We start from the raw sequence: 26,711 nt of genomic DNA on the forward strand, positions 1-26,711 counted from the left end.
TTGCGACGGGGCGATGCGGCACCACGAGAAACGGCCCGGCGTCCGAGGACACCGGGCCGTTTCGTACGGAAGCTACTTGCGCTTGCGGATCTCTTCGCCGGCCTGCGGCACGATCTTGAAGAGGTCGCCCACCACGCCGAAGTCGGCGAGCTCGAAGATCGGGGCCTCGGGGTCCTTGTTGACCGCGACGATGGTCTTCGAGGTCTGCATGCCGGCCCGGTGCTGGATCGCGCCCGAGATGCCCAGGGCGACGTACAGCTGCGGCGACACCGTCTTGCCGGTCTGGCCGACCTGGAACTGGTGCGGGTAGTAGCCGGAGTCGACCGCCGCGCGGGACGCGCCGACCGCGCCGCCGAGCAGGTCGGCGAGCTCCTCGACGAGCTTGAAGTTGTCCGCGTTGCCGACGCCGCGGCCGCCGGAGACGACGATCGAGGCCTCCGTGAGCTCGGGGCGCGAGCCCTTCTGCTCCGCGACGCGCTCCACGACCTTGGTCAGCTTGTCCGCCTCGGTCACCGTGACGGTGAGCTGCTCCACGGCCGGGGTGGCCGGGGCCGGGGCCGGGGTCAGCGAGTTCGGGCGGATGGTCACGATCGGCAGGCCGCGGGTGACCTTCGACTTGACGATGGCGGAACCGGCGAAGACCACCTGCGTGGCGGTGCCGTCGGCGGCCAGCTCCACCGCGTCGGTGAGCAGGCCGTTGTCCAGCTTGACCGCGAGGCGGCCGGCGATCTCCTTGCCCTCCTGGGTGGAGGCGAGCAGGACCGCCGCCGGCTGGACGCGCTTGACCAGCTCGGCGACCGCGGTGGCCTTGGGCGCCACCAGGTAGCCCTCGACGTCCTCGCCGGAAGCGACGTAGATCTTCTTTGCGCCGTACTCGCCCAGCTTGGCGGTGAGCTCCCCCGCGTCGCCGAACACGACGGCCGAGACGTCGCCCAGACCGCGGGCGATCGTCAGCATCTCGAGCGTGACCTTCTTGACGCCGGCAGCCTGCGAGGCCTCGACGACGACCAGTACCTCAGCCATTGTGGGACCCCTTCTCAGACGAACTTCTCGGTGGCGAGGAACTCGACGAGCTGCACGCCGCCGTCGCCCTCGTCGGTGACCTTGGTGCCGGCGCTGCGCGGCGGGCGCGGGGCGAACTCGACCACGGTCGACGTCGCGCCGGCGAAGCCGACCTCCTCCGCCGGTACGCCGAGGTCGGCGAGCGACAGGCTCTGCACCGGCTTCTTCTTGGCCGCCATGATGCCCTTGAAGGACGGGTAGCGCGGCTCGTTGATGGTGTCCCACACGCTGACCACGGCCGGGGTGGCGGCGGTGACGACCTCGTAGCCCTCGTCCGTCTGGCGCTCGGCGGTGAGCTGCGAGCCGTCGACGGTGAGCTTGCGGGCGCCGGTCAGCGCCGCGATGCCGAGGCGCTCGGCGAGCATGTGCGGCATGACCTGGACGCGGCCGTCGGTCGACTCGGCGCCGCAGAGGATCAGGTCGGCGTCGAGCGTGCCCAGGGCGGCGGCCAGGACCTTGGAGGTCGCCACGGCGCACGAGCCGTGCAGGGCGTCGTCCTGCACGTGCACGGCCTTGTCGGGACCCATGGAGAGGGCCTTGCGGATCGACTCGGTCGCACCGGCGGGGCCCATCGTCAGGACGGTCACCTCGCCACCGTGCGCCTCCTTGATCTTCAGCGCCTCCTCGATGGCGTACTCGTCCATCTCGTTGATGACGTTGTTCGCCGAGCCGCGCTCGACCGTGTTGTCGCTCGCGCTCAGGGTGCGCTCGGCACCGGAGTCGGGCACCTGCTTGACCAGTACGACGATGTTCATCGCGCTTCGACGACCCTCCTGTTTATGGACGCACGCCTGCAGCCGGCTTCATGTTTCCCAGCAGATGTTACCCGCCAGTAGGTTTCGGGTCTCCGCCACTGAGAGTGACTCACCTCACCCGCGGCTCTCTCATGATCGCTAGAGTCGACGACAAGGAGGTGCTACGACATGTCCGGACAGATCACTCCTTCGCGGAGCGGGTCGGCCCCGCTCCGGACCCATCCTCCCCCACCGCACGCCCCGGCCGGGCCCGAGGGAGCCTGGTGCACGTGCGGTAAGCCCCGTGAGGCCTGCCTCAGCGCCGAGATCCGCCGGCTCTGGAGCGAGCTGGCGGACCATGAGATGGCGCACTCGCGCCCGCCTTCTTGACCGCCGCGGTCGATAATCGAGCCGTGCTCGTTCAGTGGTTCGACCCGCACCGGACCCCGATGGCCGGCGAGAAGCCCGACTACCGGTTCTCGCTGGCCAACGAGCGCACCTTCCTGGCCTGGATCCGCACCGCCCTGGCCCTGCTCGCCGGGGGGCTGGCCTGCGCCCAGTTCCTGCCGCCCCTGCCGATCAGCCACCTGCGGGAGATCATCTCGGTCGCGCTGCTCCTGCTGGGCGGCGTGGTCGCGGTCCGGGCGGTGGACCATTGGGCGCGTACGGAGAAGGCCATGCGCCTCGGCACCGACCTGCCCCGGTCCCGGTTCCCCGCCGTCCTGGCCCTGATCGTCGCGGTCGGCGCCCTGCTCCTGGTCGTCGCAGTCCTGATCAAGGCGGCGCGATGACAAGTCGCATGCCGATCACGGCGACGCGGTGACGGCTCCCAGCGCCGATCACGGCGACGCGGTGACGGCTCCCAGCGCCGATCACGGCGACGCGGTGACGGCTCGCAGTGCCGATCACGGCGACGCGGTGACGGCGGAGCCCGCGCCGGGGTACGTCCGGGACCCGGGCGCCTCCGCCGAGCGCACCCGCCTGGCCTGGCGGCGTACCGGAATGTCCGCGACCGCCGTCGCCCTGCTGGCCGCCCGCCCCGCCTTCGCGCCCCACGCCCGCCCGGCGGTCATCCTGCTCGCGGCGCTCGCGATGGCCGGCTGGGCGGTGCTCGTCGCGCTCGCCTACCGGCGGGCCCACTGGCTCGCCGTCTGGCCGCCCCGCCCGGGCCGCCGGACGGTGACCTGCTACGCAATGATCACGGCGGCATTCTCACTTCTGGGCACGGCGCTGGTCCTGCTCTGAGAACCGGCAGCGCGGACCATCGCCGTTGCGCTCCGGGCGCGTCATCATTGCCACATGGTGCGGTTGTTCGTCTTCCTGGCTGCGGTGCAGCTCGTTCTCCTGGTGCTCGCACTCATCGGCGTGCTGTCGGCCGATCGGGTCCGCGGCATGCCGCGCGTGCTCTGGGTCCTGGTGATCCTTCTCGTTCCCCTGTTCGGCCCGCTGGCGTACTTCCTCTGGGGCCGCCCGCTGCCGCCGCCGCGCGAGGGCGGACCTGCCCGCCGGACCGGGCCGCGCCCGATGTCACCCGACGACGACCCGGACTTCCTGCGCTCGATGAACACCGAGCAGTCCCGCCGCGACCGCGAGCTGCTGGACCAGTGGGAGCGCGAGCTCAAGAACGACGACAGCTGAGGGCGGCTCAGGCCAGGTTGGACGAGCGGGGGTACGCGTCCGCCGGATCGGTGAGCACGTTGACCAGGTACGGCACGCCGGAGGCGAACGCCCGCGCCAGGGCCGGGCCCAGGTCGCCGGACTTCTCCACCGTCTCCCCCGCACCGCCGAGCGCCGTGACCACGTCGTCGTAGCGCAGGCCCGGCTGCAGGTCGGCGGCCACGTCGTAGCCGTACATGGCCTGCATGGGGTGCTTCTCCAGGCCCCAGATGCCGTTGTTGCCGACCACGATGACGACCGGGAGGTTCTGCCGGGCCAGGGACTCGGCGTCCATCAGGGAGAAACCCGCCGCGCCGTCGCCCATGAGGACGCAGATCTGCCGGTCCGGGTACGTGACCCGGGCGCCCATGGCGTAACCCATGCCGGTGCCGAGGCAGCCGTACGGGCCCGGGTCGAGCCAGGTGCCGGGCTGGGCGGGCTCGAGGTAGCGGCCCGCGTACGAGACGAAGTCGCCGCCGTCGCCGATGGTGACCGCGTCGGGGGCCAGGACCTTGCGCAGTTCCCCGTACACGCGGGCGGGTTTGATGGGGTCGCTCTCGGCGGCCATGGCCTCGGCGTCGCGGGCCTTGCCGGCGTCCTCGGCAGCCCGCAGACCCTCGACCCACTCGCGGTGATCCGTGCGCCTGCCCTCGTGGTTCGCGAGCGCGGCGAGGATCCGCCGCAGGTCGCCGGCGGGCGAGGCGGCCGCCTGGACGTGCGTGGCGCGCTGGCTCGGCGCGTCGACGATGTGCACCACCCGGGCGGCGTCGAACTCGCCGAAGTTGAGCCGGAAGTCGAGCGGGGTGCCGACGACCGCGACGACGTCGGCCCCGCCCAGCGCGGGGCGGCGGGCCTTGGCGAAGGCGAGCGGGTGCCCCGGCGGCAGCGCGCCGCGGCCCATGCCGTTGGTGAAGACCGGGACCTGCAGCGCCTCGGCCGCGGCGCGCAGCTCGGCGACCGCGTCGCCGCCCCACACGTCGGAGCCCGCGATGATCACCGGACGTTCCGCCTCGGCGAGCAGCGCGGCCGCGCGGGCCACCTCGTCGGGGTCGGGCTCGAGCACCGGCACGGCGGGCTCGCCGGGCGCCGCGACGTCCTCGCTGGAGAAGAGCACCTCCAGCGGCAGGTCGAGGAAGGACGGACCGCGGTGGGCGGTGAGCGCGGCGGTGAGCGCCCGGCCGATCTCCGCCGGGATCTGCCCGGTGTCCGTCACGGTGGCCGCGTACTTGGTGACCGGGGCGACCAGCGGGACGTGGTCGATCTCCTGCAGGCTGCCCGAACCCCAGCGGAAGGCCGGCGCCCGGCCGCCCAGCACCAGCACCGGCGAGGCGTTGAAGAAGGCGCTGGTGAGCCCGGAGACGCCGTTGGTGACGCCGGGTCCGGCGGTCAGCACGGCGAGGCCGGGGCGGCGCTGCAGCTTGGCGACGGCCTCGGCGGCGAAGACCGCGGACTGCTCGTGGCGTACGTCGTAGATCGGGAAACCGGCCTTGTGCGCGGCGTCGTAGATCGGGAAGACGTGTCCGCCGGAGAGGGTGAACATCTCCGTGACTCCGTACGCCCGCAGCGCCGCCAGCGCCAGGTCCCCGCCGTGGCCTTCGATCATGTCCGCCATGCCCGCCTCCGCCGTCCGGTCCTGCCGAGCACGCTACCGGCCCGGCGGCGGAACGTGAACGAGACTCACCCCGTGAGGCGGCGCAGATCCTCGATCAGACTGCTCATGCTCGCATCGAAGGGCACCTCTGCCGAGATGCTGTACGCCACCAGGAGCGCGACGACCGGCGCCGTGACCAGCAGCACGACGCTCAGCAGGATCTGCACACCCCGCAGCACCCGGCCGCCGCGGCGGCGCACCGGCGGTTGTTCCCACCGCACCGTGGCGCCTCTCGGATGCGCCATGTCCAGCGGCGGCGACACCGGCCGGGGAACCGGCGAGACCGGATGCACGGCGGCCGGCGACACCGCCATCGTCGCCTCGGGGTCCCGCTGCCACTGCTGGGTCGCGTCGGGCCAGGGGTCCACCGCGGGCGGCAGCGCACCGGTGAGCTCGTCGCGGGTGGTCCGGACCGTCTCCACGTCGTCCTCCGAGACGACCGGCGCCGGAGCCGGATCGGCCGCGGCGGCCGGGACGGGTGCGGCCGCATCCGGCCGGGAGACGAGGCGCAGCTCCGAGGTGGGCCCCGGCGCCGCGGGCTCGGACGCTAGCAGCGCGGCACCCGCCAGGATGCTGCCCTCGGCGACCACCAGCTCCGGCTGCTCGATCACCACCGGGGCCTCGCCCAGCTCGCGGTGCAGCAGCGTGGCGACCAGCGGGATCCGGCTCGCCCCGCCGACCAGGAAGACCCCGGCCAGCCGGCCCTCCGGCAGGTCCGCCCAGCGCAGCAGGTCGTGGGTCACCCGGACGGTCTGGTCGAGGACCGGGCGGGCGAGCTTCTCCAGCTCCTCGCGGGTCACGTGCAGTTCGAGGTCGAGCAGCGGCACCATGACGTCCGCCGACTGGGTGCGCGAGAGCCGTTCCTTGGCGATCCGTACGTCGTCCCACAGCTGCCGCTGGGCGCGGCGGTCCTCCAGGGTCGCCGGTTCCGTCAGCCGCTTCCAGACCTCGGCGTCGCGCTCGGCGCAGAGGACGCCGAGGTGCTCGACCAGCGCGGCGTCGACGTCGAGCCCGCCGATGTCATCGCGGCCGTCCACGGCCAGCACCTCGAAGCCTTCCGCGGTGCGCGCGACCACGCTGGCGTCGAACGTGCCGGCGCCGAAGTCGTGCACCACCACGACGGAACCGATGGGTACGTCGCGGCCCAGCACCTCGGCGAAGTACGTGGCGGCGGCGACCGGCTCGGCGACCAGCCGGGCACCTTCGAGCCCGGCCCGGGCGGCGGCCTCGGCGAGCAGCCCGCGCCGGGTGGCGCCCCAGGTCGCCGGGCAGGTCAGGGTCACGTGGGGCCGCACCGGGCCGACCGCCCGGTGCCACTCCTCGGCGACCCGGACCAGCACGCCGGCGATGAGGTCGACCACCGGCAGCTCCCGCTCGCCGAGCAGGACGAGCCCGTCGTCGATGCGACGCTTGGGGTTCGGCTCGAACCGGGCCGGGTCGCGCCGGGCGCTGTGCACGGCGTCGCGGCCGACCAGGACGAGCCCGCTCGGCTCGGCGTAGACGGCCGAGGGCAGCAGGGGTGATCCGTCGACGAGGATCGGCCGGGCCCGGCCGTCGGGCCAGCGGGCGACCGCGACCGTGTTCGAGGTGCCGAAGTCGACGCCGAGCGAGTGCCGACCCTGGTCGATGGACATGCGCGCCAGTGTAGGCGCTGCCGCGCACCAGTTGATCAGGGCCGACGCCGGTCGTCCGGGCGCCAGCGCAGGTCACCGTGGCGGTCCCAGGCGCAGCGCACCTTGCGGCCGTCGCCGGTCTCGCCGGTCGCACCCTCGTCGGCGCAGAAATCCCCGAGGACGGGCAGCGTGCGGCGCCGGTCGTCCGGGGGCTCCGAGGGCGGGGAATCCGGCAGCGGCGGGGGGATCGGCGGGGCGGGGGGCGGCTCCGGCGGTGATGCCGGGAGCGGAGCGCTGCTCGGGCGGCTGGACCCGGCCGGCGACGCCGCGGGCGACGCCGGCCGGGTCGCCGGCAGGGAGCTCTTCGAGAGGTGGGCACCGGCGTTCCCGCGGGGCATGCGGGAGGACCCGGTCGGCGCCGGCGGGGCGGGGGGCGGCACGGCGATCGGCGCGTCGAGCTTGGGCGCGGCGACGCGGGAACGCGCCGATGGCACATCCCCGCGCCCGTCGAACGTCACGAAGCCGATCACCGCGCACAGCAGCGCCTGCCCGGTCACGAGCCCCACCGCGACGATCACGGTGCGGCGCACCGACGTCCCCCGAACCCCCGGCATCGTCACAGAGGGGAACTTTATGGCAACAGATCGATAACCGCGAGATCCTATCGGGTATCCGTCCGGACGGCGGTCACCGTCCGGTGAAGCCCGGCTTGCGCTTCTCCACGAACGCCGTCGTGCCCTCGATCCGGTCGTCCGTAGCGAAGAGGCCGGCGAACAGGTGGCTCTCCAGGGCCAGGCCGGAGGCGAGATCCATGCTCAGGCCGCCGTCGATCGCCTGCTTCGCGGCGCGCAGGGCCATGGCCGGGCCGTTCACGTACGGCCGCACCAGCTCGACCGCGGCGGCGTAGACGTCGGCGGCGGGCACCACGCGGTCGGCGAGACCGATGCGCAGCGCCTCCTCGGCGTCGACCATCCGGCCCGAGAAGATCAGGTCCTTGGCCCGGGCCGGGCCGATCAGCCGGGCCAGCCGCTGCGTGCCGCCGGCGCCCGGGATGATGCCCAGCTTGATCTCCGGCTGGCCCAGCTTCGCGTCGTCGGCGACGACCCGCCAGTCACAGGTCAGCGCCAGCTCGCAGCCGCCGCCCAGGGCGTACCCGGTGATCGCGGCGACCACCGGCTTGGGGATGCGCGCGACCGCGTCGAACGCGCTGGACAGCGCCGCCGCCCGTACGGTCATCTCCTGGAACGTGGTGGTCGTGAACTCGGTGATGTCGGCGCCGGCGGCGAACACCTTCTCTCCGCCGTACACGATCACCGCGCGCACGTCGGCGGACGCGGTGGCCTGCTCGGCGGCCGCCCGCAGCTCCTCCTGCACCTGCGTGTTGAGGGCGTTCATCGGCGGCCGCTGAAGACGGATCGTGCCGATGCCGTCGCCGATCTCCAGCTTCACGAACTCACTCACCCGGACTGCCTCCTGATCGATCGTTCAAGGTGCGGACAGCGTAAGGCGTACGCCGCTGGGTAAGTACCATTGCACGCACAGGGAGGGGACATGGTCACCTACTACCGGGACCGCGACGTGCTGGTCACGTCCAGCGGGATCCGGATCGGCGGTCACGACTACCGGCTGCGCGACTTCGTGCAGGTCTGGCACGCGCGGGGGCGCCGGCAGTGGAGCGCGGTCGCCGGGCGCGGCGCGATCGGCATCGCCATCGTCGCTCCGCTGGTGATCGGCGCGCTCGGCGTGCTCCTGGCCCTGGTGGTCGACGCCTCCACCGGCACCACCATCGCGCTGGCCGGCGGCGGCATCCTGGTCGGCCTGGCCGCCGCGCCGCTCGCCGACGTGCTCCTCGAGCTGATGGACCGCTCCTACGACCGCGGCAGCCGCCGCATGGAGATCTGGGCGGACGTGCGCGGCCACCGGACACTGCTGCTGCGGACGGACAACGCGCAGCGTTTCGGTCAGATCTATCGGGCATTGCAGCGCGCGCTCGATCATGACACCGTTCCTCGATGAGATCGTTCCGCGCCCTCGCCGGCCTGCTGACCACCACCGGCATCCTGCACTTCGCGGCACCGCGCCCCTTCGACGCCCTCGTCCCGCGGTCCCTGCCGGGCGGCCCGCGCACCTGGACCTACCTCAGCGGCGCCGCCGAGCTGGCGGTCGCCGCCGCGGTGGCGCACCCGCGGACCCGCCGCCTCGGCGGCCTGGCCGCGGCCGGCCTCTTCGCCGCGGTCTTCCCGGCGAACGTCAAGATGGCGGTCGACTGGCGGCACGCCTCCCCGGCCCGGCGAGCCGTCGCGTACGGCCGGCTGCCCCTGCAGGTGCCCCTGGTGCTGTGGGGACTGCGCGTCGCGTCTTGCGCCAAACGACCCCCCGGTTGACGAATTTGCCGGGACGATACGGGGACCATGAGAGCCACCCAGATCCGCCCCACCGGCGTCGAACGCACCCTCGGCGACGACGAGCTGATCGTCACGAAGACCGACACACAGGGCAGAATCACGTACGCCAACGACGTCTTCCTCCGCATGTCGGCCCTGACCGAGGCGGAGGCCCTCGGGCAGCCGCACAACCTCATCCGGCATCCGGACATGCCGCGGGCCGTGTTCAAGCTTCTCTGGGACACGCTCGAACGCGGGCACGAGGTCTTCGCGTACGTCCAGAACCTGGCCGCCGACGGCGCGCACTACTGGGTTCTCGCGCACGTGACACCGTCCTACGACGCCGGTGGCCGCCTCGTGGGCTACCACTCCTCCCGGCGCGCTCCCGAACCCGCCGCCGTCCACGCGGTCCGGCAGGTGTACGCCGACCTGCGCGCCGAGGAGCAGCGCCACACCGGCTCGCGCGACGGCCTGGAGGCGTCCTGGGACCGGCTCCAGCGCCTGCTCGACGAGCGCGGGCAGACGTACGACGAGTTCGTGTGGGAACTCACGGACGGTGAGCGCCGGTGAACCCCGAAGAGCTGCGCATGATCGCCGAGGTGTGCCGCCGGGCCGCGGCGGGCGACTTCGAGGCCCGGCTGCCGGCGCTCGGCGACTCCGCCGAGGAGCGGGACGCCCGCAACGCGCTCAACGCCCTGCTCGACACCACCGACGCGTTCGTCCGGGAGGCCGGGGCGTCGCTCGCCGCGGCCGCGGAGGGGCGCTTCCACCGGCGCTTCCTCACCCGCGGCATGCGGGGCGCATTCGGCCAGGCGGCGGCGCTCATCTCGCGGTCCACCGAGGAGATGAGCCGTTCGGCCGCCCGGCTGCGCGAGGCCGGGCGGTCGCGCTCCGAGCTCGCCGACCAGCTCGAGTCCGCGGTGCTGACGGTCTCCGAGCAGGTGGCCACCGCGGCGACGGAGATGGGCGCCTCGACCAACGGCCTGGCCGACTTCGCGCGCAAGGCGGTCGCCGAGGCCGAGGGCGGCGTCGCGTCGGTCGGCTCGCTGCGCAGCGCGTCCGAGGAGATCCGTCACGCCGTCGACCTGATCAACTCGGTCGCCTCGCAGACCCGGCTGCTCGCCCTCAACGCGACCATCGAGGCGGCCCGGGCGGGCGAGGCGGGGCGCGGGTTCAGCGTCGTCGCGAGCGAGGTGAAGAACCTGGCGAACGAGACCAGCAGCTCGTCGGAGGAGATCCTCGGCCAGGTCAACACGGTGCAGCAGGCGACCGCGGACGCGGTGCGCGTCCTGGAGGCGGTGACCGGCAGCATCCGGGAGATGAGCGGCCTCATCGACGGCATCGCGACCGCCATCGACGGCCACGCCGAGTCGGGTACGGCCGGATTGAGCCGGCTCGCCGAGGTCCTGCGCGGCGAGGTGCACCGCTTCGTGACGATGGCCCGTCAGGAGTAGGGGGCGTAGAGGGCGTCGATGTCGGCCCGGGTGGGCAGCGAACCGGAGGCGCCGACCGTACGGACGCAGACCGCTCCGGCGGCGCTGGCCCAGCGCACGGCGGCGACGAGCTCCCGGCCCTCGCCCCACGCCACGGCCAGCGCCCCGGTGAACGCGTCACCCGCCGCGGTGCTGTCCACCGCGTCGACCGGGAAGGGCGGGATCCGCTCGTCGCGGCCGTCGCGGTCGGCGTACCGGGAGCCCTCGGCGCCGAGCGTCAGCACCACCCGCGGGACCAGCTCGAGCAGGGCGGCCACGTCCGGCTCCGGCGTCCCGGTGATCGCGACGGCCTCGCCCTCGTTCACCACGAGCAGGTCGACGCACTCCCGCAGTTCCGGCGGCAGCTCCCGGGCGGGCGCGGCGTTCAGGATCACCCGGGTGCCGCCCGCGCGAGCCGCGCGGGCCGCCGCCACGACGGTGTCCGGGGGGATCTCCTGCTGGCACAGCAGCACGTCGCTCGCGGCGATCACCGCGGTCTCCGCGGCGCTCAGCCCGGCGAACGTGCTGTTCGCGCCGGGGCTCACCAGAATGGCGTTCTCCCCCGCGCGGTCCACCATGATCACGGCGACGCCGGACGCGCCGTAGCTCGTCCGCAGGTGCTCCGTGTTCACCCCGGAGGCGGTCAGCCGGGCCTTGATGGTGACGCCGAACGCGTCGGAGCCGATCGCGCCGAGCATCGTGCAGGCGCCGCCCGCCCGCGCCGCGGCGATCGCCTGGTTGGCGCCCTTGCCACCCGGGGTCATCACGAAGTCGTCGCCCAGCACCGTCTCGCCCGGCCGGGGCAGCCGCTCCGCGAGCCCCACCAGGTCCATGTTGGCGCTGCCGGCGACCACGATCCGCGGCGGCGACGCGTCGGGCATGCCGGGCTCCTCAGGCGGCGCGGGCCGTGTACCGGCCGCCCGTACGCTGCACGACCAGCGGCAGGCCGAACGTCTTGGAGAGGTTGTCCGCGGTGAGCGTCTCGCCCAGCAGGCCGGCGGCGACGACCGAGCCCTCGCGCACCAGCATCGCGTGGGTGAACCCGGGCGGGATCTCCTCCACATGGTGGGTGACCAGCACCATCGCGGGCGCGTCCGGATCCTCGGCGAGCTCGCTCAGCCGGGCCAGCAGGTCTTCGCGACCGCCCAGGTCCAGGCCGGCGGTGGGCTCGTCGAGCAGCATCAGCTCCGGATCGGTCATCAGGGCCCGGGCGATCTGGGTGCGCTTGCGCTCGCCCTCGGAGAGGGTGCCGAACAGGCGCTCCGTGAGCGCGCCCATGCCGAGCTGGTCGAGCAGCGCGCGGGCCCGCCGCTCGTCCTGCGGGTCGTAGGACTCCCGCCACCGCCCGACGACCGACCAGGCGGCCGTGACGACGACGTCGAGGACCCGCTCCCCCGCCGGGACCTGGTCGGCGAGCTGGCCGGTGGTGATGCCGACCCGGGTACGCAGCTCGCTGACGTCCGTGCGGCCGAGCCGCTCGCCGAGCACCCACGCCACGCCGCGCGACGGGTGCATCCGGGCGGACGCCAGATTGAGCAAAGTGGTCTTTCCGGCGCCGTTGGGGCCCAGGATCACCCACCGCTCGTCCAGCTCGACCTGCCAGGACACGCCGCGCAGCAGGAAGTTGCCGCCGCGGATGACACTCACCCGGTCGAAGGAGATCACGGTGTCGTCGTCAGGGGGTGTGGGGGTCTCTGCCTCGAGCACGCGTCCATCCAACCACGCACCGGCGGCGGCGCCCGACGGCGTGCCGGGCCGCCTCATGCGGTCGTGGAGCCGAAGACCTCGTCGCGGACGGCATCCAGGGCGGTGAGCAGCGCGCCGTGCAGGACCGGTTCCGCGGCGACCTCGCTGATCACCACCTTCGGCGTCACCAGGCTGATCGAGGCGACCTCGGCCTCGACCCGCTCGGCGAGCGCCACGCCGCCGGCCTGGCTCACCTCGCCCGCCAGCACCACCAGGGGCGGGTCCAGCACCACGCAGGTGGCGGCCACGCCGAGCGCGAGCCGCCGGGCCAGCTCGTCCAGCACCGGCGCGCCCGCCTCTCCGGCGGCGACGGCGGCGCGGACCACGTCGGCGGACTCCTCGCCCTCGAAGCCGTACTGCCGGCCGATCGCCTTCGCGGCGTCCGAGGCGACCAGCGTCTGGTAGGCGCCCTTCACGCCGCGCTGGGAGACGTGGTGCGGCACCTCCACCCCGGCGACGGGCAGGTAGCCGATCTCGCCCGCGGCACCGGTGCTGCCCTGGTGCAGCCGGCCGCCGAGCACCATCGCGAGGCCGACGCCGCGGCCCACCCACATGAGCACGAAGTCGTCGACGCCCCGGGCGGCGCCGGTGTGCTGCTCGGCGATCGCGGCGAGGTTGACGTCGTTACCGAACACCACCGGCGTGCTGAGGTCCTTGCGCAGCTCGGCGAGCAGGCCGCGGTGCCAGCGCGGCAGGTCGAACGCGAAGGACACCTCGCTGGTCTTCGGGTCGACCAGGCCGGGCGTGCCGAGCACCACGCGGCGGATGGAGTCGAGATTGGTGCCCGCCTCGGTCGCGGCCTGCAGCACGGCGCCGTGCACCGCGCGTACGGGATCGTCGCTGTCGTGGGTGGTCCGCTCGCTGCGGCCGACGATCTCGCCGGTGATGTCGGCGCAGGCGGCGACGACCCGGTCCGGCAGGACCTCGACGCCGATGACGTGCGCGCTGCCCGGAGCGACCGCGTAGAGCTGCGCGTTCGGCCCCCGGCCACCGGCCTGCTCGCCGACGCGGCGGACCAGCCCGCGTTCCTCGAGCCGCTCGACCAGCTGCGAGGCGGTGACCTTGCTCAGCCCGGTCATCTCACCGAGCTGCGCGCGGGTCAGCGGCCCCTTCGAGAGCAGCAGCTCGAGTGCCGCGCGATCGTTGAGCGCGCGCAGCAACCGGGGGGTGCCCGGCAGGCGGGTGGCAGCCATTACTTCCCCTACTTTTCGACATTCCTCGTGCGTTGTCGGCACTCTTGCGTAGCCGCAGCGTAACGGTCAGCACATACTGGCCGTCCGGCGTGTCAATAGACGTTCAGCGATCATGACAGCTCGCCGCGACCGCAGGACAGAGCCCCACCGAGGAAGGTAACCATGGCGATCGACCCGGGACTGCGCCGCCTCGCCCTGCGCACCCTGCTTGCGGCTTTTGCCGGCACGTCCCCGCCCGCCTGGGCGTCGGCCCTGGTCACCGACGGCCTCGCCGGGCTCACCCTCTTCGGCGCGAACGTCGGCGACCCCGACCAGGTCGCCCGGCTCACCGGTGAGCTGCGATCGGCACGGCCGGACGTCCTCGTCGCGATCGACGAGGAGGGCGGCGACGTGACCCGGCTGGCGCACCGCACCGGCAGCCCGTACCCGGGGAACGCCGCGCTGGGCGCGATCGGCGACCCGGACCTCACCCGGACGATCTACGCGGCGCTGGGCGGGGAGCTGGCGGCCGCCGGGATCAACCTCGACCTGGCGCCGGCCGTCGACGTCAACACCGCCGAGGACAACCCCGTCATCGGTACGCGCTCCTTCGGGGCCGACCCGGCACAGGTGGCGCGCCACGCCGCCGCCGCGGTGCAGGGTCTCCAGTCGACCGGCGTCGCCGCGTGTGCCAAGCACTTCCCGGGCCACGGCGCCACGCTCGTCGACTCGCATCTGGCGCTGCCGACGGTCGACGTACCCCTGGAAGTCCTGCGCGAGCGCGATCTGCCGCCGTTCGCCGCGGTGATCGCCGCCGGCGCCCGATCGGTGATGACCGCGCACATCCGGGTGCCGGCCCTGACCGGCACCGATCCGGCGACCTTCACGGCCCCGGCGCTGCGCGACCTGCTCCGCGGCGAATACGGCTTCACCGGTGCCGTCCTCACCGACGCGCTGGAGATGCGGGGCGCGTGCGAGGCCGCCGGGGGGATCGGGCCGGCGGCGGTGCGGGCGCTGGCCGCGGGCGCGGACCTGCTGTGCCTCGGCGCCCGGGTCGACGCGGGCCTGGTCGAGCACGTGGTGGCGGAGATCGTCTCCGCGGTGGGCGACGGCCGGCTCGACCGGCGCCGGCTGGAGGATGCGGCCACCCGTACGGGCGAACTGGCCGCCTGGGCCGCACGGCCGCGGGTGCCCACCGGCGCGGCGGCGCGGGCGGCGGACCTCGGCTATGCGGCGGCCCGGCGGGCGGTACGGGTCGAGGGCTCGGTCGCGGACCTGGCGGACCCGCTGGTCGTGCAGCTCGTGTCGGCGCACTCGATCGCCGAGGGCAGGGTGCCGTGGGGACTCTCGCCCCACCTGAACGGCACCGAGCAGGTCACCGTCGTGCCCGCGGAGACATCGCCGGAGCGGCTCGCCGGCCGGGCCGGGCCGCGCCCCGTCGTGGTGGTCGGCCGGCACGTCCACCGCGCCGAGGCGACCCGGACGCTGGTCGAGTCGCTCGCGGCCCGGCACGCCGTCGCGGTGGTGGAGATGGGCTGGCCGTCGCGGTGGCGGCCGGCCGGGGCACGGGCCTTCGTCACCACGTACGGCGCCAGCCACGCCAACGGCCGCGCGGCCGCGGAGGCGCTCGGCCTGGTGCGCTGAGCCGCCCGCCCGCCGGGTGTGCCGCAGGTCTCCCTTGAACGCGTTCAAGAATGGCCCTAGCCTGGAGCCGACAGCAGTTGAACGCGTTCAACAAGGGTGAGGCCGATGGACCACAAGATCTGGATGTATCTCGTCTACCTGGCGATCAGCGTCGGCCTCACGGTCTGGGTCGCAACGACCCTGTCCCGCAACGGGCTGGTCTTCCTCGAGGACGTCTTCGCCGACAGCCGGCTCGCCAAGGCGGTCAACCACCTGCTCGTCATGGGGTTCTACCTGCTCAACCTCGGCTACGTCGCGGTCGCCATGCGATCCGCCGAGAGCGTCCGGGACACCTCCCGGGGGCTGGAGATCCTGTCCGGCAAGATCGGCCTCGTGCTGCTGGTGCTGGGCCTGCTGCACGTGCTCAACGTGGTGGTCCTCGGCCGGTACCGGCGCGGGCGGCTACGTCAGCAGCAGCCCCTGCCGCCCCTGCCGCCGGCGGGCCGGCTGCCGATGGTCCCGCCCGGAGCCGGGCCCCTGGGACCGCCGGCATTCCCGACGACCGGCCCGGTTCCGCCACCCGCCCAGGCATGACCATCGACGTCGATCCGGCCGGGCTCGGGGCCGGCCGGATCGGGTCCTTCACCGTGCTCTACGACGAGGCGTGCCCGATCTGCCGGACCGCACACCGGTGGCTGCAAGGCCGGGCCCAGCTCGTACCCCTGCGGTTCGTGCCGGCCGGGTCGGAGACGGCCCGGCAGCGCTTTCCCGGGCTGGACCACGCCGCGACGCTGCGGGACCTGACGGTCATCGCGGACAACGGGCTGGTGTACGTCTCGGACGGCGCGTGGCTGGCCTGCCTGTGGGCGCTGGCGGACTACCGGGGCGTCGCCGAGCGGCTCAGCACGCCGTCGCTGCTCCCGGCGGCGCGGCGCTTCATCGCGGCGGCGTCGGCCGTGCGGCAGTCGTCGCGCGGGGAAGACTACGGTGACGGGTGTGACGACAGCTGCCGCTGATTCCGCCGCCGACGAGCCGGGCACCGGTGCCGGCCACGCCGCACCGGAGGCGGGTCGCTCCACCAGATCCTTCGGGGCCGCGGAGACCGCGGACGCGGGCCCGGCCGGCCGCGGGGAGGAGCGGCCGCGGCGGCAGCGAGGGGAGCAGACCCGTCAGCTCATTCTCGAGACGGCGCTCCGGCTCTTCCGGGAGCGCGGGTACACCGAGACCACCATGCGCGCCATCGCCAAGGAGGCTGGGGTGGCGGTCGGGAACGCGTACTACTACTTCGATTCGAAGGAACACCTGATCCAGGGGTTCTACGACCAGAACCAGGCCGCGCACCGGGTTGCCTCCGCGCCGGTGCTGGCGCGGGAGAAGGAGTTCGCCGCCCGGTTGCGGGGTGTGTTGCATGCCGGGATCGATGTCAACGACCCGTACCACTCGTTCGCGGCCACGTTCTTCAAGACCGCCGCGGAGCCGTCGTCGCCACTGAGCCCGTTCTCGCGGGAGTCGTCGCCCGCGCGCGAGGCGGCCATCGCGATCTTCCGGGACGTGGTCGAGGGCTCGACCGCGAAGCTCGATCCGGAGCTGCGCAAGGTCCTGCCGGAGCTGTTGTGGCTGGGCTGGATGGGCGTGGTGCTCTTCTGGGTGTACGACCGCTCGCCCGACCGCAGGCGCACGCGCCGGCTGATCGACGGCGTCGTGCCGCTCATCGACCGGCTCGTCGGGCTGTCCCGGCTGCGCGTCCTGCGACCCGCGTTGCGGCAGGTCCTGGGCCTGCTCGAGGCGATCCGCGAGGACGACTGATCACGCTGCGCACTTCGGTCCCACGTCACTCTGAGTAACGATGAAGTGATCTGTGAGGCTGCGGAGAACTCCTGGGGCGGAGCGGGTCGGATCTGTCGCCGGACAAGGCCGACCGAACGGCTAATTCACGTACGCAGCGCTTCCATAGGTGGGCGGTCATCACATAGCGTCATGTCCGCAGGTGGATCTGGGGATGCCGCCGCGGAAGACCTTGGACTTCGGGACCAGTCCGAGGGGCAGCCGTGGCGGTTCAGATGGTGAGCCGGGCGCCCCGCTGGTTTCGGGAGCGACCGCCGGGAACAAGCGCCCGGCTCACACTGCCGCGGGCCGGAAGCGGCGCAGCCGCAGGCTGTTGGCCACCACGAAGATCGAGCTCAGCGCCATCGCCGCGCCCGCGATCATCGGGTTCAGCAGGCCCATCGCCGCGAGCGGCAGCGCCGCCACGTTGTAGGCGAAGGCCCAGAACAGGTTGCCGCGGATGATCTGCACCGTACGCCGGGCCAGCCGCACCGCGTCGACCGCGGCCGTCAGGTCGTCGCGCATCAGGGTGAGGTCCGAGGCCTCGATCGCCACGTCGGTGCCCGCCCCCATCGCCACGCCGAGGTCCGCCTGGGCCAGGGCCGCCGCGTCGTTGACGCCGTCGCCCACCATCGCGACCGAGCGGCCCTCCGCCTGCAGGCGCTGGACCACGTCGACCTTGCCCGCCGGGAGGACGCCGGCGACGACCCGCGTCACGCCGACCTCCGCGGCGACCCGCTCCGCCACGCCGGCGGCGTCGCCCGTGACCAGGACCGGGTCCAGGCCCAGGGCGCGCAGGCCCGCGACGGCGGCGGCGCTGGTCGGGCGTACCGGATCGGTGAGGGCCAGCCGCCCCCGCAGCGTGCCGTCGACGCGGACCTCGACCCAGGTCTGCGCGGTCTCGCCCGCGCCCCGGGAGATCTCGACCAGCGCGTCACCGACCACGCCGCGGACGCCGACGCCCGCCGTGGCCTTGAAGCCGGCGACCGGCGGCAGCGGGCCCTGCTCGGCCGCCGCCCGGGCGATGGCGCGACCGAGGGGGTGTTCCGACGCGGCCTCGACCGCGCCGGCCAGCCGGAGCAGCTCCGCGGCGTCGTGGCCGGACTCCGGGACGACCTCGGCGACCGTCATCGCGCCGGTCGTCACGGTGCCGGTCTTGTCCAGCACGATCGTGTCCACCCGGCGGGTCGACTCCAGCGCCTCCACGCCGCGGATGAGGATGCCCAGCTGAGCGCCGCGGCCGGTGCCGACCAGCAGGGCCGTCGGCGTGGCCAGCCCGAGGGCGCACGGGCAGGCGATGATGAGCACGGCGACCGCGGCCGTGAACGCCGCCGTCGTCCCGTGGCCCGCGCCGAGCCAGTAGCCCAGCGTCGCCGCCGCCAGGGCGATGACCACCGGCACGAAGACGCCCGAGATCCGGTCGGCGAGGCGCTGCACCGCGGCCTTGCCGTCCTGCGCCTGCTCGACCAGGCGGGCCATCTGCGCGAGCTGAGTGTCGGCGCCGACCCGGGTCGCCCGCACGATGAGCCGGCCGCCGGCGTTGACCGTACCGCCGGTCACCGGGTCGCCGACGGTCACCTCCACCGGGACCGACTCGCCGGTGATCAGGCTCTGGTCGAGGGCGGAGACGCCGTCCACGACCTCCCCGTCGGCGGCGACCTTCTCCCCCGGGCGTACCTGGAAGAGGTCGCCCACCGACAGCCGGTCGACGGGGATCTCGCGGCCGTCCGGCAGGGTGACCGAGCGGGCGCCGAGCTCCAGCAGCGAGCGCAGCGCGTCGCCCGCGCGCCGCTTGGCGCGGGCCTCGGCATAGCGGCCGGCCAGCAGGAACGTCGTGACGCCGGCGGCCGCCTCGAGGTAGATCGCGTCGCCGTCGCCGCCGGCCCGCAGCGCGAAGGGATGGGTCATGCCGGGCATGCCGGCGTCGCCCAGGAACAGCGCCCAGAGCGACCAGAGGAAGGCCGCGAGCGTGCCGAGCGAGACCAGCGTGTCCATGGTGGCGGCGCCGTGGCGCAGGTTGACCGCGGCGGACCGGTGGAACGGCAGGCCGCCGTAGACCACGACGGGCGCGGCGAGGGTGAGCGAGAGCCACTGCCAGTAGTCGAACTGCCACGCCGGCACCATGGCGAGGAGCACGACCGGGACGGTCAGCACCGCGGAGACGATCAGCCGCGTCCGCAGCGGATCGGCGGCGGGAACCTCCGGTGCCCGCTCGGCGCGCGGCTCGGCGGCGGTGTATCCGGTCTTCTCGACCACGGCGATGAGGTCGGCGGCGGTGAGGCCGGCCGGGACGGTGGCGCGGGCCTTCTCCGTCGCGTAGTTGACCGTGGCGGTCACGCCCTCGATCCGGTTGAGCTTCCGCTCGATGCGGTTGGCGCAGGCGGCGCAGGTCATGCCGCCGATCTCGAGCTCGATCTGCCGGGTCATGGATCCAGCATATACCCCCAGGGGGTACGCGGCGACTAGGGTGACCCGTCATGCAGACGCTCCCCCGCGCCCGCGCCGCCACCTCCATGATCTTCACCGTGCACGGCGCGGTCACCGGCACCTTCGCCGCCCGGGTGCCGTGGATCGCCGACCACGTCGGCACCGGCGCCGGCGGCCTCGGCCTGGCGTTGCTCATGCCGGGCGTCGGCGCGGTGCTCGCCATGCCCCTCTCCGGCCGCCTCGCCCACCGGTACGACCTGCGCGCCCTGACCCGGGCGCTGATCCTGCTGTGGTGCGCGGCACTGGTCCTGCCCTCGCTGCCGAGCACGATCGCGGGGCTCTGCCTCGCCCTGGTGGCCTACGGCGCGGCGGCCGGCGTCGCGGACGTCGCCATGAACGCGCAGGCCGTCGTCATCGAGGAGCGGTACGGCCGCTCGGTCATGTCCAGCTTCCACGGCTTCTGGAGCCTCGGCGGGCTGGCCGGCTCGGCGGTGGCGGCCCTGGCGGCCCGCGCCGGGCTCGACGCCCGCCCGCACTTCCTGGTCACCGCGGTGGTGCTGGGCGCCGTCACCCTCGCCGCGGCCGCCCGGCTGCTGCCGCACCGCCCGGAACCCGAGGCCGGCGCGCCGCCCGCGTTCGCGCTGCCGTCGCGGGCGGTGCTGCCGATCGGCCTGGTCGCGCTCTGCGCCGTGTTCGCCGAGGGCGCCGGCCTGGACTGGGCCGCGGTCTACATCCGCGACATCCTCGGCGGCACGGCCAGCACGGCGGCGCTGACGGTGTCCATGTTCTCCATCAGCATGGCGCTCGCCCGCTTCGCCGGCGACCGGGTGATCGAGCGGCTCGGCCCGGTGACGACCGTACGGCTCGCCGGCCTGTGTGCGAGCGCGGGCGCCGTGACGGTGGTGCTCGGAGACCGCGTCCTGCTGGGCATCCTGGGCTTCGGGCTCGTCGGCGTCGGCATCGCCGTCGTGGTGCCCCTCGTGTTCGCCACGGCCGGACGCCTCGGTGAGCACCCCGGGCGCAGCCTCGCCGGCGTGGCGGGCATCGCGTACGGAAGCGGGCTGGTCGCGCCCGGAATCATCGGCGGGATCGCCCACGCCTCGTCGCTGACGGCGTCGTTCGTCCTGGTGGCGGCACTCACCGTGCTGATGGGCCTGGGTGCCCCGTTGCTGCGACCGGCGGTGACTCCGTCTCGGTGAGGAAGCGCGCTCGTGCCGGTGATATCGCCCGGTAGCGCCTAGATTGGCCTGGAGGCGCCGGACTCGCCGGCCGTGCCGAGGAGGAGGCTCGATGCGGGCGACGGCGATCGACCGAACGGTGGCCGAGGCGGTGGACGAGGGGCTCGGCGCCCCGATCCTCGTGCTGCACGGCGGCATGGGCGACAGCACGACGTGGCGCCGGGTGACCGACCTGCTGCGCGACCGCTTCCGGACCGTACGGCTGCACCGCCGCCAGTACCGGCTGGACCTGCCCCGCCCGGTCAGCATGGCGGACGAGGTGGACCACGTCGCGGCGATCGCGGCGGAACTGGACCGCCCGGTGCTGGTCGGACATTCCTCGGGGGCGGTGCTGGCCCTGGAGGCGATGCTCGCGGAGCCGGCCTGCTACGGCGGCGCCGTCCTCTACGAACCGCCGGTCGTCATCGGCGAACCCCTGGGCGGCGACCGCCTGGTCCCGGCCCGCGCGGCGCTGGCCGCCGGGAAGCCGGGCAAGGCGCTCACGATCTTCCTCCGGGACGTCGTCCGGATGTCACCGGTCGCCGCGGCCGCGGCCGGTCTCGTCGTCGGCCACAGCCGCTACCGCGACCGGGTGGTCCGGCAGCTCGACGACAGCGACGCGATCGACGCCCTGGGCAACCGGCTCGGCGAGTACGCCGGCCTCGACCTGCCGATGCTGCTGGTCGGCGGGGACAGGTCGCCCTGGCATCTCGGGGAGCGGCTGGACGCGCTGGAGCGGGTGCTGCCGCGCGCCCGGCGGCTGCTGATGCACGGGCAGGGCCACAACGCCGAGCGCCAGGCACCCGGGCGCCTGGCGGCCGCCATCACCACCTTCATGGAGGAGCAGGGCCGCTGACGGCCGCGCCCCGCGACGCGGCCGGACCACGACGCAGGCGGCCGACCCCGGCGCGCGGTGAGGCGCGCCGGGGTCGTGCCGGGCCGGTCAGCCCGCGGCCGAGGTCTTGACCAGGGTGCGGATCTGGCGGAGCAGGACCGACAGCGCCGCGAGGTCGGCCGGGGACTCGTCCACGTTGCCCATCGCGTTGCCCGCGCGGGCGATCGATGCGGCGTTGACCTGCTCCCACTCCGAGACCCGGTCCTCCGCCGGCGCGTCCGCGGGCGTCGACTGCAGGACCTCCGCGGTCAGGCCGGCGAGCGCCGCGTACAGGTCGTAGCGCAGCGCCATGCGGGCGAGGGTCTGCCAGCGGTCGCCGCGCGGCAGGCGGGAGATGTGGGACAGCAGGCGGTCGATCTGGAAACGCTCCGAGAGCACGAAGTAGACGCCGGACACCTCGGTGGCGTCCCGGCCCGTCGCCTTGGCGGTCTCCAGGATGTCCAGCAGGCCGAAGCCGTAGACGACCCGGGCCACCGAGCGGGCCAGGTCCTCCGGGATTCCCCGGGAGACGAGCGTCTCGACGTGCGCCTCGATCGAGCGCCGCTCGCCGCCCACCACGACCTCGGTGAGCTGGGGCAGCAGGGCGCTGACCCCGGGGCGCAGGCGCGCGATCTCGCCGGCCACGTCGATCGGCGACCGGCGGTTGCTGACCAGCCAGCGGACCGCGCGGTCGAGCAGGCGGCGGGTCTCCAGGTAGACCGCGGTCTGCGCGGAGGTCGGCACCTCGTTGTCGAGCCGCTCCGCGGCGTCCCACAGCTCCTGCAGGCCGTACACGTCGCGGATCACCACGTAGGCCCGGATGACGTCCGCCGCCGACGCGCCGCTCTCCTCCATCGCGCGGAAGACGAACGACGTGCCGCCGCGGTTGACCACCTCGTTGACCAGGGCGGTCGAGATGATCTCGCGGCGCAGCCGGTGGCCGGCCATCCGGGCGGCGAACCGCTCGCGCAGCGGCGTCGGGAAGTAGCGGGCGAGCACCCCGTTCGTCCACTCCTCGTCGACGATGACGTCGGCGAGCACCTGGCGTTCGAGCGAGATCTTCACGTACGCGAGCAGCACCGCGAACTCCGGCGGCGTCAGCCCCTCGCCGTTCTCGTGCCGGACCGCGAGCTCCTTGTCGGTGGGCAGCGCCTCGAGCTCGCGGTTGAGCTGGCCGGCCTGCTCCATGGCGGTCAGCATCCGGCGGTGCACGGGCAGCAGCGAGTGGGCCTGCTGCCGCGCGTTGCCCAGCGCGGTGGCCTGCTCGTAGTTGTCGCGCAGGACCAGCGCCGCCACCTCGTCGGTCATCGCCGCCAGCAGCTCGTCGCGCTCGGGGAGCGTCAGTTCGCCGTCGGTGACCGCCCCGCCGAGCAAGATCTTGATGTTGACCTCGTGGTCGGAGCAGTCCACCCCGGCCGTGTTGTCGATGAAGTCGGTGAAGATCCGGCCGCCGATGCCGTTGCCGGCGTCGTCGCGCGGGCCGCCGCTGCGGGCGTACTCGATGCGGCCGCGCTGGGTGAGGCCCAGGTTGCCGCCCTCCCCGACCACCTTGGCGCGCACCTCGCTGCCGTTGATCCGGATGGCGTCGTTGGCCTTGTCGCCGACGTCGGCGTGGGTCTCGGACCGCGCCTTGACGTAGGTGCCGATGCCGCCGTTCCACAGCAGGTCGACCGGCGCGGCCAGGATGGCCCGCATCAGCTCGACCGGGCTGACCGCCGCGGCGTCGCCGAGGTCGAGCGCCGCACGGACCTGCGGGGAGACCGGGATGGACTTGGCCGTCCGCGGATAGACCCCGCCGCCCTTGCTGATCAGCGCCGAGTCGTAGTCGGCCCAGGAGGAGCGGGGCAGGTCGAAGAGGCGCCGCCGCTCGGCGAAGGACACCGCCGCGTCCGGCTCCGGGTCGAGGAAGATGTGCCGGTGGTCGAACGCCGCCACCAGCCGGATGTGCTCGCTGAGCAGCATGCCGTTGCCGAAGACGTCGCCGGACATGTCGCCCACGCCGACCACGGTGAAGTCCTGCGTCTGGGTGTCGGTGCCGAGGTCACGGAAGTGCTTCTTGACCGACTCCCAGGCACCGCGCGCGGTGATGCCCATCTTCTTGTGGTCGTAGCCCGCCGACCCACCGGAGGCGAACGCGTCGCCCAGCCAGAAGTCCTTGCCGACCGAGATCTCGTTCGCGATGTCGGAGAAGGTCGCGGTGCCCTTGTCGGCCGCCACCACCAGGTAGGGGTCGTCGGGGTCGTGGCGGACCACGTCCCGCGGCGGGATGATCTTGCCGCTGAGGATGTTGTCGGTGACGTCGAGCAGCGCGCCGATGAAGAGCCGGTAGCACGCGACGGCCTCGTCACGGTCGCCCGGCTTCTGCTTCAGCACGAAGCCGCCCTTCGCGCCCACGGGCACGATCACCGCGTTCTTGACCATCTGCGCCTTGACCAGACCCAGGATCTCCGTGCGGAAGTCCTCGCGCCGGTCGGACCAGCGCAGACCGCCGCGCGCCACCGCGCCGAAGCGCAGGTGCACGCCCTCGAACCGCGGCGAGTAGACGAAGATCTCGAACTTGGGCCGGGGCTGCGGCAGGTCCGGGATGGCCTGCGGGTCCAGCTTGAACGCGACGTACGACTTGGGCCGCCCGTCGGTGCCGCGCTGGAAGAAGCTGGTGCGCAGGGTCGCCTGGATGAGCGTCAGGTACGACCGCAGGATCCGGTCCTGGTCGAGGCTGTCCACCCCGTCGAGCAGGCCGGTGATCTCCTCGACCAGCTCACCCGAGCGGCGGGCACGCTCCTCCTCCCCCATCTCGAGGTTGGGCGCGAAGCGGACCTCGAACAGCCGCACGAGCAGCCGGGTGATCTCCGGGTAGGCGATGAAGGTCGACTCCACGTAGCGCTGCGAGAAGACGGCGCCGGTCTGCCGCTGATACTTCGCGTATGCCCGGAGCACCACGACCTGCCGCCAGGTCAGCCCGGCGCGCAGTACCAGCTCGTTGAAGCCGTCCACCTCCGCCTCGTTCTGCCAGGCGGCGGCGAACGCGTTCTCCACCTGCGGGCGCACCTCGGACAGCTCGCGGTGCGCCGCCGGCGGGAGCAGCCCGAAGTCGTAGAGGTAGACGGTGCCGTCGGGGCGGCGCACCTCGTAGGGCCGCTCGTCGACCACCTGGACGCCGAGCGAGTGCAGCACCGGCAGCACCGCCGAGAGCATCATCGGCTCGCCGTAGCGGAAGACCTTGAACCGCACGTCGTGGTCGTCGGGCTCGGCGGCGCCCTCGCGGGTCACCCGTCGCTTGCGGTACAGGTGCATCTCGAGCTGGCCGGCCTCCTCCAGCAGCTCCAGCTTGGCGATGTCCTGGACCGCGTCGTGCGGCGTGTGACCGTCCTTGTAGCTGTCGGGGAACGCGGCCGCGTAGCGCTGGAACAGCTCCTTGGCCGGCTCCTCGCCGAGCTTGCGCTCCAGCACCAGGGAGAAGTCGTCGTCCCACATGCGGGTCGCGTCGGCGAGCTTCTCGGCCAGCGCGTTCGGGTCCACCACGCCCGGCGGGTCGGTCGGGTCGGTGCGGACGATGAAGTGCACGCGGGCGAGCATCCGCTCGGTGACCCGGGTGGTGTAGTCGACCCCGACGCCGTTGAGCTCGCGCAGCAGGATCTCCTGCATCGCCTGCCTGTTGCTCATGGTGAAGCGGTCGCGGGGCAGGTAGATCAGGCAGGAGATGAAGCGCCCGTACCCGTCGCGGCGCAGGAAGAGCCGCAGCTGGCGGCGGCCGGCCATGCGCAGCACGCCGATGACGGCCTCGTAGAGGTCGTCGGTCTTGATCTGGAACAGCTCGTCGCGCGGATAGGTCTCGAGGATCTGCAGCAGGTCCTTGCCCGAGTGCCCGCGGGGCGACAGGCCGGAGCGGTCGAGCACCTCCATGACCTTGCGGCGCACCACCGGCAGCTCGCGGACGCTGGTGCGGTAGGCGGAACTGGAGAACAGGCCCAGGAACCGGCGCTCGCCGCAGACCTCACCACGGTCGTTGAAGACCTTGACGCCGATGTAGTCGAGGTAGGCCGAGCGGTGCACGGTGGCGCGGGAGTTGGCCTTGGTGATGACCAGCAGCCGCTTCTCCAGCGCGCGCTGGTGCGCCTCGGGCGCCATCGACGACAGCTTGCGCGGCGTGCTCTGGTCACCCCGCAGGATGCCCAGGCCGGTGCCCGGCACGGCCGTCAGCACGTCGTAGTCGCCGTCGCCCGCGCCGCCGCCGAGCTGGTACTCGCGGTAGCCGAGGAACGTGAAGTGGTCGTGGGCGAGCCACTTGAGCAGCTCGATCGAGTCGGTGACGTCCTTGTCCGGCACCGGGAGCTTGTGCTCCGACCCGCGCGCGGCGGCCAGCTCGTCGGCGATGACGAGGGCCCGCTGACGCATCCGCGGCCAGTCCTCGACCGCGTCGCGCACGTCGGTGAGAATCCGGCGCACCTCGTTGTGCAGCTGCTCGCGTGCCTCCGCGGTGCGCACCGGGTCGATCTCGACCCGGATCCAGCTCTCGACCAGGTCGCCGTCGATCGCGTCGTCCGGCTCCACGTCCGCCTCGACCTGCGACAGCGCGCCGAGCGGCTCCCGGCGGACCACGATCAGCGGGTGCACGAGCAGGTGCACCTGCAGCTGGTGGGCGGTGAGCAGGGCGGTCACCGAGTCGACCAGGAACGGCATGTCGTCGGTGACGATCGAGATGACCGTGTGCGGCTGGCCCCCGCTGGGGGCGCTGATGTCGAGCTTCAGCTCGCCCGGCAGCCGGGTGGCGGCGAGCTCGCGGTGCCGGCGGGCGGCCGCGAACATCTCCTCGGCGGTGTAACCGACAAGCTCCTCGTCCGGCGCGAACCGCCAGTAGCGGCTCACGAGGGCCGCGGTGGCGTGGTCCTCACCCGCGAGGGCCACGGCGTCGGCGACCAGGCGCTCGGCGTTCGGCAGCGGCTCGTCGAGCTCGTCGTCGGACGTGCCCAGCCGGCCCGTCAGGGCCAGGCCGGGGCCCGGGCCGAAGTCGAGCTCGGGATCGGATTCGGTGGCTGCCTCGTCGGTGACTGGCATGGCGGACGGCTCCCCTCACCCACGACATTGTGGGTTCGACGTGTCGGCAACAGCCTAGAGCCTGGCTCCGACAGCCTGGGCGCACCCGGGGCCCTCCAGGCACGATCCGACAACGAATTCATACATCTCACGCAGGCCGGCTCAGCGGAACGGTCAGTGAGCGGCTACCGTTCCGTACGTTCTGCGATCTGTACCCGAGGA

The 26,711-nt window shown here is 73.4% G+C and carries 24 protein-coding genes; 13 read left to right on the forward strand and 11 right to left on the reverse strand.

Annotated features, from left to right (window positions below; genetic code table 11):
- Positions 1 to 72 precede the first annotated feature (72 nt).
- A complete protein-coding gene (locus tag IEY99_RS00570; RefSeq protein ID WP_189198693.1) occupies positions 73 to 1,023 on the reverse strand; it encodes an electron transfer flavoprotein subunit alpha/FixB family protein in 951 nt (316 codons plus the stop codon).
- 14 nt (positions 1,024 to 1,037) lie between these two features.
- Positions 1,038 to 1,817 carry an electron transfer flavoprotein subunit beta/FixA family protein gene (locus IEY99_RS00575; RefSeq protein ID WP_189198694.1) on the reverse strand — a complete coding sequence of 260 codons (780 nt, stop codon included), beginning with the start codon at positions 1,815 to 1,817 and terminating at the stop codon, positions 1,038 to 1,040.
- Positions 1,818 to 2,245: 428 nt separating this feature from the next.
- Here IEY99_RS00575 and IEY99_RS00580 point away from each other — a divergent pair, with 428 nt between their 5' ends.
- The 3 genes from IEY99_RS00580 to IEY99_RS00590 are packed head-to-tail and all read left to right on the forward strand — an operon-like array spanning position 2,246 to position 3,434.
- Positions 2,246 to 2,587, forward strand: coding sequence for a YidH family protein (locus IEY99_RS00580; RefSeq protein WP_189200454.1), 342 nt, complete (start codon positions 2,246 to 2,248; stop codon positions 2,585 to 2,587).
- 28 nt (positions 2,588 to 2,615) lie between these two features.
- Positions 2,616 to 3,041: a DUF202 domain-containing protein gene (locus IEY99_RS00585; protein ID WP_229797958.1), complete on the forward strand. Its 426-nt coding sequence runs from the start codon at positions 2,616 to 2,618 to the stop codon at positions 3,039 to 3,041.
- Between the two features lie 54 nt (positions 3,042 to 3,095).
- Entirely contained in the window at positions 3,096 to 3,434 is a 339-nt protein-coding gene (locus IEY99_RS00590; protein WP_189198695.1) for a PLDc N-terminal domain-containing protein, read from the forward strand.
- A gap of 7 nt (positions 3,435 to 3,441) precedes the next feature.
- On the opposite strand, the gene IEY99_RS00595 is transcribed toward IEY99_RS00590, so the two are convergent.
- From IEY99_RS00595 to IEY99_RS00610, 4 genes are all read right to left on the reverse strand, one after another.
- Positions 3,442 to 5,064, reverse strand: coding sequence for an acetolactate synthase (locus IEY99_RS00595; RefSeq protein ID WP_189198696.1), 1,623 nt, complete (start codon positions 5,062 to 5,064; stop codon positions 3,442 to 3,444).
- 65 nt (positions 5,065 to 5,129) lie between these two features.
- Positions 5,130 to 6,737 (reverse strand): Hsp70 family protein, encoded by a 1,608-nt coding sequence (locus IEY99_RS00600; protein ID WP_189198697.1) that lies wholly within the window; start codon positions 6,735 to 6,737, stop codon positions 5,130 to 5,132.
- A 35-nt stretch (positions 6,738 to 6,772) separates the two neighbouring features.
- Positions 6,773 to 7,336 (reverse strand): hypothetical protein, encoded by a 564-nt coding sequence (locus IEY99_RS00605; RefSeq protein WP_194505951.1) that lies wholly within the window; start codon positions 7,334 to 7,336, stop codon positions 6,773 to 6,775.
- Between the two features lie 67 nt (positions 7,337 to 7,403).
- Entirely contained in the window at positions 7,404 to 8,177 is a 774-nt protein-coding gene (locus IEY99_RS00610) for an enoyl-CoA hydratase/isomerase family protein (RefSeq protein ID WP_189198699.1), read from the reverse strand.
- A 90-nt stretch (positions 8,178 to 8,267) separates the two neighbouring features.
- Between IEY99_RS00610 and IEY99_RS00615 the strand changes: the two genes are divergently transcribed.
- Genes IEY99_RS00615 through IEY99_RS00630 form a run of 4 tightly spaced genes read left to right on the forward strand, consistent with a single transcriptional unit; the run spans position 8,268 to position 10,554 of the window.
- A complete protein-coding gene (locus IEY99_RS00615; RefSeq protein ID WP_189198700.1) occupies positions 8,268 to 8,732 on the forward strand; it encodes a DUF6232 family protein in 465 nt (154 codons plus the stop codon).
- On the forward strand, positions 8,729 to 9,100 hold the full coding sequence (locus IEY99_RS00620; RefSeq protein WP_189198701.1) for a DoxX family protein: 372 nt from the start codon (positions 8,729 to 8,731) through the stop codon (positions 9,098 to 9,100). The genes IEY99_RS00615 and IEY99_RS00620 overlap by 4 nt, the downstream gene beginning before the upstream one ends.
- A gap of 27 nt (positions 9,101 to 9,127) precedes the next feature.
- A complete protein-coding gene (locus IEY99_RS00625) occupies positions 9,128 to 9,670 on the forward strand; it encodes a PAS domain-containing protein (protein WP_189198702.1) in 543 nt (180 codons plus the stop codon).
- Complete coding sequence (locus IEY99_RS00630; RefSeq protein WP_229797960.1) at positions 9,667 to 10,554, forward strand: methyl-accepting chemotaxis protein; 888 nt, start codon at positions 9,667 to 9,669, stop codon at positions 10,552 to 10,554. Before IEY99_RS00625 ends, IEY99_RS00630 begins: the two co-directional genes overlap by 4 nt.
- On the opposite strand, the gene IEY99_RS00635 is transcribed toward IEY99_RS00630, so the two are convergent.
- The 3 genes from IEY99_RS00635 to IEY99_RS00645 are packed head-to-tail and all read right to left on the reverse strand — an operon-like array spanning position 10,545 to position 13,511.
- Entirely contained in the window at positions 10,545 to 11,453 is a 909-nt protein-coding gene (locus IEY99_RS00635) for a ribokinase (RefSeq protein WP_189198703.1), read from the reverse strand. The genes IEY99_RS00630 and IEY99_RS00635 overlap by 10 nt on opposite strands.
- A 10-nt stretch (positions 11,454 to 11,463) precedes the next feature.
- A complete protein-coding gene (locus tag IEY99_RS00640) occupies positions 11,464 to 12,336 on the reverse strand; it encodes an ABC transporter ATP-binding protein (RefSeq protein WP_189198704.1) in 873 nt (290 codons plus the stop codon).
- Positions 12,333 to 13,511 (reverse strand): ROK family transcriptional regulator, encoded by a 1,179-nt coding sequence (locus tag IEY99_RS00645; RefSeq protein ID WP_189198705.1) that lies wholly within the window; start codon positions 13,509 to 13,511, stop codon positions 12,333 to 12,335. Before IEY99_RS00645 ends, IEY99_RS00640 begins: the two co-directional genes overlap by 4 nt.
- A gap of 162 nt (positions 13,512 to 13,673) precedes the next feature.
- On the opposite strand from IEY99_RS00645, the gene IEY99_RS00650 reads away from it, so the two are divergent.
- The 4 genes from IEY99_RS00650 to IEY99_RS00665 all read left to right on the forward strand — a co-directional run bounded on the left by IEY99_RS00650 (position 13,674) and on the right by IEY99_RS00665 (position 16,919).
- Positions 13,674 to 15,134, forward strand: a complete 1,461-nt coding sequence (locus IEY99_RS00650; protein ID WP_189198706.1) for a glycoside hydrolase family 3 N-terminal domain-containing protein — start codon at positions 13,674 to 13,676, stop codon at positions 15,132 to 15,134.
- A gap of 105 nt (positions 15,135 to 15,239) precedes the next feature.
- Positions 15,240 to 15,707 (forward strand): hypothetical protein, encoded by a 468-nt coding sequence (locus tag IEY99_RS00655; protein WP_189198707.1) that lies wholly within the window; start codon positions 15,240 to 15,242, stop codon positions 15,705 to 15,707.
- Complete coding sequence (locus tag IEY99_RS00660) at positions 15,704 to 16,129, forward strand: thiol-disulfide oxidoreductase DCC family protein (RefSeq protein ID WP_189198708.1); 426 nt, start codon at positions 15,704 to 15,706, stop codon at positions 16,127 to 16,129. Before IEY99_RS00655 ends, IEY99_RS00660 begins: the two co-directional genes overlap by 4 nt.
- Positions 16,110 to 16,919 (forward strand): TetR/AcrR family transcriptional regulator, encoded by an 810-nt coding sequence (locus tag IEY99_RS00665; protein ID WP_189198709.1) that lies wholly within the window; start codon positions 16,110 to 16,112, stop codon positions 16,917 to 16,919. The genes IEY99_RS00660 and IEY99_RS00665 overlap by 20 nt, the downstream gene beginning before the upstream one ends.
- 312 nt (positions 16,920 to 17,231) lie before the next feature.
- Here IEY99_RS00665 and IEY99_RS00670 read toward each other — a convergent pair whose 3' ends face one another.
- Positions 17,232 to 19,364, reverse strand: a complete 2,133-nt coding sequence (locus IEY99_RS00670) for a heavy metal translocating P-type ATPase (protein WP_189198710.1) — start codon at positions 19,362 to 19,364, stop codon at positions 17,232 to 17,234.
- 50 nt (positions 19,365 to 19,414) lie between these two features.
- On the opposite strand from IEY99_RS00670, the gene IEY99_RS00675 reads away from it, so the two are divergent.
- Positions 19,415 to 20,563, forward strand: a complete 1,149-nt coding sequence (locus IEY99_RS00675; RefSeq protein ID WP_189198711.1) for an MFS transporter — start codon at positions 19,415 to 19,417, stop codon at positions 20,561 to 20,563.
- Between the two features lie 91 nt (positions 20,564 to 20,654).
- On the forward strand, positions 20,655 to 21,437 hold the full coding sequence (locus tag IEY99_RS00680; protein ID WP_189198712.1) for an alpha/beta fold hydrolase: 783 nt from the start codon (positions 20,655 to 20,657) through the stop codon (positions 21,435 to 21,437).
- Positions 21,438 to 21,524: 87 nt separating this feature from the next.
- Here IEY99_RS00680 and IEY99_RS00685 read toward each other — a convergent pair whose 3' ends face one another.
- Positions 21,525 to 26,510, reverse strand: a complete 4,986-nt coding sequence (locus tag IEY99_RS00685; RefSeq protein ID WP_189198713.1) for an NAD-glutamate dehydrogenase — start codon at positions 26,508 to 26,510, stop codon at positions 21,525 to 21,527.
- Positions 26,511 to 26,711 lie beyond the last annotated feature (201 nt).

It is taken from the genome of Couchioplanes azureus, assembly GCF_014648355.1.
Classification (GTDB): Bacteria; Actinomycetota; Actinomycetes; order Mycobacteriales; family Micromonosporaceae; genus Actinoplanes; species Actinoplanes azureus.

Bases quoted from the DNA above. Each gene is read 5' to 3' on its own strand.
- IEY99_RS00570 (WP_189198693.1), bottom strand. From the start codon at position 1,023: ATGGCTGAGGTACTGGTCGTCGTCGAGGCCTCGCAGGCTGCCGGCGTC.
- IEY99_RS00575 (WP_189198694.1), bottom strand. From the start codon at position 1,817: ATGAACATCGTCGTACTGGTCAAGCAGGTGCCCGACTCCGGTGCCGAG.
- IEY99_RS00580 (WP_189200454.1), top strand. From the start codon at position 2,246: ATGGCCGGCGAGAAGCCCGACTACCGGTTCTCGCTGGCCAACGAGCGC.
- IEY99_RS00590 (WP_189198695.1), top strand. From the start codon at position 3,096: ATGGTGCGGTTGTTCGTCTTCCTGGCTGCGGTGCAGCTCGTTCTCCTG.
- IEY99_RS00595 (WP_189198696.1), bottom strand. From the start codon at position 5,064: ATGGCGGACATGATCGAAGGCCACGGCGGGGACCTGGCGCTGGCGGCG.
- IEY99_RS00600 (WP_189198697.1), bottom strand. From the start codon at position 6,737: ATGTCCATCGACCAGGGTCGGCACTCGCTCGGCGTCGACTTCGGCACC.
- IEY99_RS00615 (WP_189198700.1), top strand. From the start codon at position 8,268: ATGGTCACCTACTACCGGGACCGCGACGTGCTGGTCACGTCCAGCGGG.
- IEY99_RS00620 (WP_189198701.1), top strand. From the start codon at position 8,729: ATGAGATCGTTCCGCGCCCTCGCCGGCCTGCTGACCACCACCGGCATC.
- IEY99_RS00625 (WP_189198702.1), top strand. From the start codon at position 9,128: ATGAGAGCCACCCAGATCCGCCCCACCGGCGTCGAACGCACCCTCGGC.
- IEY99_RS00635 (WP_189198703.1), bottom strand. From the start codon at position 11,453: ATGCCCGACGCGTCGCCGCCGCGGATCGTGGTCGCCGGCAGCGCCAAC.
- IEY99_RS00640 (WP_189198704.1), bottom strand. From the start codon at position 12,336: ATGAGGCGGCCCGGCACGCCGTCGGGCGCCGCCGCCGGTGCGTGGTTG.
- IEY99_RS00645 (WP_189198705.1), bottom strand. From the start codon at position 13,511: ATGGCTGCCACCCGCCTGCCGGGCACCCCCCGGTTGCTGCGCGCGCTC.
- IEY99_RS00650 (WP_189198706.1), top strand. From the start codon at position 13,674: ATGGCGATCGACCCGGGACTGCGCCGCCTCGCCCTGCGCACCCTGCTT.
- IEY99_RS00655 (WP_189198707.1), top strand. From the start codon at position 15,240: ATGGACCACAAGATCTGGATGTATCTCGTCTACCTGGCGATCAGCGTC.
- IEY99_RS00660 (WP_189198708.1), top strand. From the start codon at position 15,704: ATGACCATCGACGTCGATCCGGCCGGGCTCGGGGCCGGCCGGATCGGG.
- IEY99_RS00670 (WP_189198710.1), bottom strand. From the start codon at position 19,364: ATGACCCGGCAGATCGAGCTCGAGATCGGCGGCATGACCTGCGCCGCC.
- IEY99_RS00675 (WP_189198711.1), top strand. From the start codon at position 19,415: ATGCAGACGCTCCCCCGCGCCCGCGCCGCCACCTCCATGATCTTCACC.
- IEY99_RS00680 (WP_189198712.1), top strand. From the start codon at position 20,655: ATGCGGGCGACGGCGATCGACCGAACGGTGGCCGAGGCGGTGGACGAG.
- IEY99_RS00685 (WP_189198713.1), bottom strand. From the start codon at position 26,510: ATGCCAGTCACCGACGAGGCAGCCACCGAATCCGATCCCGAGCTCGAC.